The organism is Tabrizicola sp. (assembly GCF_051645465.1).
GTDB lineage: Bacteria > Pseudomonadota > Alphaproteobacteria > Rhodobacterales > Rhodobacteraceae > Tabrizicola.
Window position 1 is genome coordinate 19,530 of the sequence record NZ_JBOFBI010000297.1, and the last position, 7,557, is coordinate 27,086.

Genomic DNA, 7,557 nt, shown 5'->3' on the forward strand with positions numbered 1-7,557 from the left:
ATGCGGCGAGACCCGACCTTGCGGCCGGGTCTATGCATTTTGGACAAGCTTTCGTGAGTCGGGACCCGGTCAGACGTCACATATTGGGGTAGTTCGGCCCGCCCCCGCCCATCGGCGTGGTCCAGTTGATGTTCTGGCTCGGGTCCTTGATGTCGCAGGTCTTGCAGTGGACGCAGTTCTGGAAGTTGATCCAGAAGGTCGCGTCCTTGCCTTCGCCTAAGACCTCATAGACCCCCGCCGGGCAGTAGCGCTGCGCGGGTTCGGCGTATTGCGGCAGGTTGACCCCGATCGGGATCTTGGGGTCTTTCAGGACCAGGTGGGCGGGCTGGGCTTCGTCATGGTTGGTGAAGCTGAAGGCGACGTTGGTCAGCCGGTCGAACGAGAGCTTGCCGTCGGGCTTCGGGTAGTCGATGGGCTTGTGGTCCTTGGCCAGACCGGTGGCGGCGGCGTCGGACTTCTTGTGCTTGAGGGTGCCGAAGGCGGTGAGGCCAATGGTGTTCAGCCACATGTCAATGCCGCCGCCCATGAGGCTGGCGGTCAGGCCGTAGCGTGACCACAGGGGCTTCACGTTGCGGACCTTCTTCAGGTCCTTGCCGATCGGGCCTTTGCGGACCTCGGCCTCATAGGTGTCCAGCTCGTCCCCCTGCCGCCCGGAGGTGATCGCCGCATGGGCGGCCTCGGCGGCGGCTTTGCCCGAGAGCATGGCGTTGTGGTTGCCCTTGATGCGGGGCACGTTCACCAGGCCCGCCGAGCAGCCGAGCAGCGCCACGCCGGGGGCGACCATCTTCGGGATCGATTGCCAGCCGCCTTCGGAGATCGCGCGGGCGCCATAGGCGATGCGTTTGCCGCCCTGCAGAAGCTCGGCCACCATCGGGTGGTGCTTGAAGCGCTGGAACTCCATGTACGGGTAGAGGTGGGGGTTGGCGTAGTTCAGGTGGACGACAAAGCCGACGTAGACCTGATTGTTCTCAAGGTGATAGATGAAGCTGCCGCCCCCGGCGTTCTTGCCGAGCGGCCAGCCCATGGTGTGGGTGACCGTGCCCTCGCGGTGCTTGGCGGGGTCGATTTCCCAGATTTCCTTCATGCCGAGGCCGAATTTCTGCGGGCAGTGGCCTTTCGACAGCTGGTACTTCTCGATGACTTCCTTCGACAGGCTCCCACGCACGCCTTCCGACAGGAAGACATACTTGCCGCGCAGCTCCATCCCCGGTTCGTAGGACGGCCCCGGCTCACGGGTCTCGGGGTCGCGTCCGAACTCGCCGGCCACCACGCCGACAACCGTGTCGCCTTCGTAGACAAGCTCGCTGCAGGCCATGCCGGGGAAGATTTCGACGCCAAGGCCCTCAGCCACACCTGCCATCCAGCGGCAGACGTTGGCCATCGAGACGATGTAGTTGCCGTGGTTCGACATGAACGGCGGCATGGGCCAGTTCGGGATGCGGACCTTGCCGGCGGGGCCGAGGAGGTAGAAGTTGTCCTCTTTCACCGGCGTCTTGATCGGCGCGTCCATGTTGCGCCAGTCGGGCAGCAGGGCATCCAGGCCCGAAGGATCAAGGACCGCGCCCGAAAGGATATGGGCGCCGACTTCCGAGCCCTTCTCAAGCACCACCACCGATCGTTCGGGATCCAGCTGCTTCAGCCTGATCGCGGCGGAAAGGCCCGCGGGGCCTGCGCCCACGATCACGACATCATAGTCCATCTTCTCACGCTGGATCGCGGTCATCGCTTGTCCTTCCCCCTGGGGCGGATCGGGCCCGCCCTGACTTGCTGGCCTTATGCGGCATTCCTGTTGCCGCAGGACGCGGCAGAGGTCAACCGTGACGCAACATCATCACCAGCTGGCCAGCCCCGCGAAGGACGATCTGTCTTCCAGACGACGGACCGTCGCCTGCGCGCGGCATGCCCCTTGCAATTGCGGGCTCCTTCGGGTGAGGTGGCTGCAAGACAAGTCCGAAGTCATGGGCCGGAACCCGGTCCGTGACTTCTTCTTTTGATGTGGAAGGCCTATGGACAAGATTCCGATGACCCGGCGCGGCTTCGACGCGCTGGATAACGAGTTGAAGCAGCTGAAGACGGTCGACCGTCCGGCGATCATCCGTGATATCGCCGAGGCGCGCGAGCATGGCGACCTGTCCGAGAACGCCGAGTATCACGCGGCGCGGGAAAAGCAGGGCTTCATCGAAGGCCGCATCAAAGAGCTTGAGGGCATCCTGTCCAAGGCCGATGTCATTGACCCGACGCGTTTTTCCGGACCCATCAAGTTCGGCGCGACCGTGACGCTGGCGGACGAGGACAACGGCGACGAGAAGACCTATCAGATCGTCGGCGAGACCGAAGCCGACATCGAAAACGGGCTTCTGAACATGCGCTCGCCCCTGGCCCGTGCGCTGATCGGGAAGGACGAAGGCGACAGCGTCGAAGTGAAGACCCCGGGCGGGACCCGGTCCTACGAAATCCTGTCGATCCGCTACACCTGATCAGGGGACGCCCTGGTGAAACCAGTCAAGGACATGCCCAGCAAGGAAAGCAGTCTCGGCTCCGGTCCTTTGGCCCAGCTGAACGATACCCCGCGCCGCGGGATCGAGATCGGCGGCATTGCGCTAAGCCTGATCTGGGTGCTGCTGATCCTGGTCTATGTCCTGATCTCTCCGCCCGGCAGCGAGACCCGGACGCTGGGGCTGGTCATGACTGTGCTCATGGTCTTTCTGCCCATCGCGCTGATCTGGGCGGTGGTGATCACCCTTCGGTCGATCCGCGAGCTTCGGGCCGAGGCGGGACGGCTGCAGGCAGCGGTTGATGCCATGCGGTCAAGCTATGTGCAGACGCAGCTGCAGATTCAGTCGCAGCCCTCGGGTCTGAAGTCCTCGGTCGAGAAGAAGATCGACGAGATCGCCCATTCGACGAAACACGCCGAGACTGTGCTTGCGACCTTTACCTCGCGCCGCGATAGCTCGCTTTCTGTTCCGTCCGCGGACCGAAAGGCGGCGCTGGCCGCACCTTACGCCGAGCCCGCCGCGGAACAGCCCGCGCTTGCGCTTGGCACCCCGACCGAGGACTTTCGTCCGCCGCTTTCGGTTTCCGACTTCATCCGGGCGCTGCAATTCCCCGAAACGCCCGAAGACAAGGAAGGCTTCCGTGCCCTTCGGCTTGCGTTGGAGGACCGCACATCAGCCAAGCTGATCCGCGCCGCGCAGGATGTGCTGACGCTTCTCAGCCAGGACGGCATCTACATGGACGACCTGCAGCCCGACCTGTGCCACCCCGAAGTCTGGCGCCGCTTTGCCGGGGGCGAGCGTGGCCGGTCGATTGCCGCCCTGGGCGGGATCCGCGACCGCACGTCGCTGGCGCTGACCGCCTCGCGGATGAAATCCGACCCCGTCTTCCGCGACGCCGCCCACCATTTCCTGCGCAGCTTCGACAAGACCGTCGCCGCCTTCGAGCCGAACGCCACCGATGCCGAGCTGGCCGAGCTGGCCGACACCCGCACCGCGCGGGCCTTCATGCTGTTCGGCCGGGTCACCGGTACTTTCGACTGAAGGGTGTGAAGGACGTTCTTTTCGCCAGCTGTCGCCTTGCTGGAACGTCTTTCCTATTTGAGGGTTGAGGAATGCAAAGGGATGAAACTCTGTTCCGTTTCGCCTAAGTTCACCGCAGACAGGATTCCAACCACCCGAGGTTACCATGGCCATCCGCATCAACGACGTAGCCCCCGACTTCACCGCTGAAAGCACCGCCGGCACGATCCACTTCCACGAGTGGCTGGGCGACAGCTACGGCATCATCTTCAGCCACCCGCGTGACTTTACCCCCGTCTGCACGACCGAATTCGCCGCAGTGGCCCAGCTTGCGGCGGAATGGGCCAAACGGAAGACCAAGGTCATCGGGGTGTCGGTGGACAGCGTCGCCGATCACGGCAAGTGGAAGCGCGACATCGAGGCGTTCGGCGGCGCTCCGGCAGATTTCCCGATCATCGACGACACCAGCCTGACGGTCGCCAAGGCCTATGACATGCTTCCGGCCGACTACTACCTGCCGACCGAGGGCCGCACCCCGGCCAACTCGGCGACCGTCCGGACGGTCTACATCGTCGGGCCGGACAAGAAGATCCGCCTGTCGATGACCTACCCGATGTCCATCGGCCGGAACTTCGCGGAAATCCTCCGCGCGCTGGATGCGGTGCAGAAGACCGACGGCGTGCCGCTGGCCACCCCCGCGAACTGGGTGCCGGGGCAGGACGTGATCGTCGCTTTGGCGCTGAACAATGACCAGGCGAAGGAGCGGTTTGGCGAGCTGGACATCAAGCTGCCCTATCTGCGGTTCGCTAAGTCGCCTGCTTGAACTGGACGGGATGTCCCACGGTGGGACATCCCGGACATAGACGCAAGATCAACAGGTTAGGTGACCGTTTACCTTTCGGTAAGGAGTGGCCGGACGGTGCCGCGGCGTCGGCTCACATTTTCAACAGATCAAGAAGCGGATCGAAAGCATAGAGAGCGGCGCGCCGTCCAGAGGCGGGCGAGAGTGTGCGGAGCAGTCGTGCTTCGACAAGGCGACGGGACAGGGCGCGGGCGGTGGTCGCGGGAATGCCTGAGCGGTCGACGAAAAGGTCATTGTAGAACACGGGCTTCGCAAAGACGAAGTCCAGCGCCTTGTCGTGGTATTGTGAGTTCAGAAGTGTGCGGAAACGCTCTCGCATCAGGGCGTAAAGGTCGAGGATTTCGCCTGCGGTCCGGATGTTGAGTTGGGCCTGCTCGTGCAGTGCTGTCAGGAAGAACACGATCCAGCCGGACCAGTCCCCATCGGCAGAGACGGCCCGCATGCGTTCAACATAGTCGGCCTTGTGGTCTTCGAAGTAGCCGGACACGAAGAAGTTGGGGCTGTGCAAAAGACGGAAGCGCCAGAGCATGAGGGTGATGAGCATCCGTCCAATGCGGCCATTGCCATCGGCGAACGGGTGGAGCGCCTCGAATTCGACATGCGCTAGGGCGACCCGAAGCAAGGGAAGGTCTGGGCCGTGTTCGATGTAGGCGACCAGACGCTGCATGGCTGGAGCAAGCTGTTCGGGCGAGATCGGGATGAAACGCACAACGCCTCCGCGTCCGTCGCCTATGTAGTTCTGTTCGTTCTTGTACGAGCCAGGCCGTTTGGCGGCGCCCCGACCGAAGGCCAGCAGGGTTTGGTGAGCGCTGCGGATGAGGTGTTCGGAGAGCGGTTGGCCTGCGGCCAGCGCATCCTGCGCGCCACGCAAGGCTCGGGAATACAGATAGGTTTCCACATCGTCATTGCGGGCTTCGGCATAGGGATCGCCAGAGCGGGCGTCCTCTTCGGCCTCAAGCCGGTAGAGGTCTTCTATCGTGGAGAAGGTGCCTTCCATTCGCGACGAAGAGATCGCGTCCTGGCGCTTGAGCGGGGCGAGAAGCAAGTCTGCGTTCACCATGCCGGACATCTTGGCGTCATAGTGGGCAAGTGAGGCAGAGGCCTCGGCTACGGCAGGCAGGATTCTTGCGTAGTCCAGCGTTCCGGGTGGGAAGGCGTTTGTGTGGTAGGAAACGGCCTGGCTGAGGTCGAGCGGTTTGACGGCCATATTGCGCCCTTTTCTGCCATCTAACGGGATTGATGACAGGCTACCGATGGCAAATCAGTTTGACAACGGAATTCATGTCGATTCTGCCGTCAAGCTGCTTTGATGGCAGTCGATGCCCGTCAAAGGCGATTGGCAACCGGATTCCGCGCGATATTGCCATCAAAAAAGCCCCGGCGTTTCCACCGGGGCCTTTGTTACATCGGATGGAAAGCTCAGCTTTCGGCCGCTTCTTCTTTCTTCTCGGTGATTTCCTCACCGGTCTCCTGGTCGACCATCTTCATGCCAAGGCGCACCTTGCCGCGGTCGTCGAAGCCCAGGAGCTTGACCTTGACCTCCTGGCCTTCCTTCAGAAGCTCGTTCGGGTGGTTCAACCGCTTGTTGGCGATCTGGGAGACGTGCACCAGACCATCGCGCTTGCCGAAGAAGTTCACGAAGGCGCCGAAGTCGACCAGTTTCACCACCTTGCCGGTGTAGACCTGGCCCTCTTCGGGTTCCGCCACGATCGACCAGATCATGTCATAGGCGCGCTTGATGGCCTTCTGGTCGTTCGAGGCGATCTTGATCACGCCGTCGTCGTTGATGTCGACCTTCGCTCCGCTCGTTTCCACGATCTCGCGGATGACTTTGCCGCCCGAGCCGATCACTTCGCGGATCTTGTCGGTCGGGATACTCATCGTTTCGATCTTCGGGGCGTATTCGCTGAACGCCTGGGCCGAGGTCAGCGCCTTGGCCATTTCGCCGAGGATGTGAATCCGGCCGTCTTTCGCCTGCGCCAGCGCCTGCTTCATGATCTCGGGCGTGATGCCTGCGATCTTGATGTCCATCTGCAGGCTGGTGATGCCCGCTTCGGTTCCGGCAACCTTGAAGTCCATGTCGCCGAGGTGATCCTCGTCGCCAAGGATGTCGGTCAGCACGGCCCATTTGCCGTCATCTTCCAGGATCAGGCCCATGGCGACACCAGCCACCGGAGCCTTCAGCGGAACGCCTGCGTCCATCATGGACAAGGACCCGCCGCAGACCGACGCCATCGAGGACGAACCGTTCGATTCGGTGATCTCGGACACGACGCGGATCGTGTAGGGGAAGTCGGTCGGAGCTGGCAGAACCGCCTGCAGCGCGCGCCAGGCGAGCTTGCCGTGGCCGATTTCGCGGCGGCCTGGGCTGCCCACGCGGCCAACTTCACCCACCGAATAGGGAGGGAAGTTGTAGTGCAGCATGAAGTTCGACCGGTAGTTGCCGTTCAGCGCATCGATGATCTGCTCATCTTCGCCGGTGCCGAGCGTGGTCACGACAAGGCCCTGCGTCTCACCACGGGTGAACAAAGCCGAGCCGTGGGTCCGTGGCAGGATGCCGGTTTCGCAGACGATCGGGCGGACGGTCTTGGTGTCGCGCCCGTCGATGCGGGTGCCGTTCTTCACGACGTCGCCGCGCAGAACCGCCGATTCCAGCTGCTTGATCGCTGGGTAGAGGTTCGGATCGGCTTGATCTTCTTCCGACATCTTGGCGGTGATCGCTGCAACGGCGGCTTCGATCGCGGTGGTACGTTCCTGCTTGTCGCGGAGCGCGAAGGCACCGCGCATCAGCGCCTCACCGGCCTTTTTCACCTTGCCATAAAGCGCCGAGAAATCGGGAGGGGTGAAATCGTAGGGGTCCTTGGCCGAGTCTTCGGCAAACGCCATGATCAGGTCGATCACCGGCTGCATCTGCTGGTGGCCGAAGACGACGGCACCGAGCATTTCCTCTTCGGTCAGCTCGTAGGCTTCCGATTCGACCATCATCACGGCGTCTTTGGTGCCCGCGATGACAAGATCAAGCCGCTGCTCGGGCTTCATGCGCAGCTGCGTCATGTCGTCCATCGCCGGGTTCAGGACGTACTGGCCATCGACGAAACCAACGCGAGCGGCGCCGATCGGGCCCATGAACGGAACGCCCGACACGGTCAGCGCGGCCGAGGCGGCGATCATCGCGACGAT

General features: G+C 62.8%; 6 protein-coding genes. 3 read left to right on the forward strand and 3 right to left on the reverse strand.

Going from position 1 to position 7,557, the window contains the following annotated elements:
• Positions 1–76: 76 nt before the first annotated feature.
• Positions 77–1,723, reverse strand: coding sequence for a 4Fe-4S dicluster domain-containing protein (locus ACRCSW_RS19045; protein ID WP_438707226.1), 1,647 nt, complete (start codon positions 1,721–1,723; stop codon positions 77–79).
• Between the two features lie 283 nt (positions 1,724–2,006).
• Between ACRCSW_RS19045 and greA the strand changes: the two genes are divergently transcribed.
• The 3 genes from greA to ACRCSW_RS19060 all read left to right on the forward strand — a co-directional run bounded on the left by greA (position 2,007) and on the right by ACRCSW_RS19060 (position 4,338).
• Positions 2,007–2,477: a transcription elongation factor GreA gene (greA, locus tag ACRCSW_RS19050; RefSeq protein ID WP_438707227.1), complete on the forward strand. Its 471-nt coding sequence runs from the start codon at positions 2,007–2,009 to the stop codon at positions 2,475–2,477.
• Positions 2,478–2,492: 15 nt separating this feature from the next.
• Entirely contained in the window at positions 2,493–3,536 is a 1,044-nt protein-coding gene (locus ACRCSW_RS19055) for a hypothetical protein (protein WP_438707228.1), read from the forward strand.
• Positions 3,537–3,681: 145 nt separating this feature from the next.
• On the forward strand, positions 3,682–4,338 hold the full coding sequence (locus ACRCSW_RS19060) for a peroxiredoxin (RefSeq protein ID WP_438707229.1): 657 nt from the start codon (positions 3,682–3,684) through the stop codon (positions 4,336–4,338).
• 112 nt (positions 4,339–4,450) lie between these two features.
• On the opposite strand, the gene ACRCSW_RS19065 is transcribed toward ACRCSW_RS19060, so the two are convergent.
• Together ACRCSW_RS19065 and pnp are read right to left on the reverse strand one after the other, a co-directional pair.
• Positions 4,451–5,584, reverse strand: a complete 1,134-nt coding sequence (locus ACRCSW_RS19065) for a Fic family protein (protein ID WP_438707230.1) — start codon at positions 5,582–5,584, stop codon at positions 4,451–4,453.
• Between the two features lie 212 nt (positions 5,585–5,796).
• On the reverse strand, positions 5,797–7,557 hold a 1,761-nt coding region (pnp, locus tag ACRCSW_RS19070), incomplete at its 5' end, for a polyribonucleotide nucleotidyltransferase (protein ID WP_438707231.1).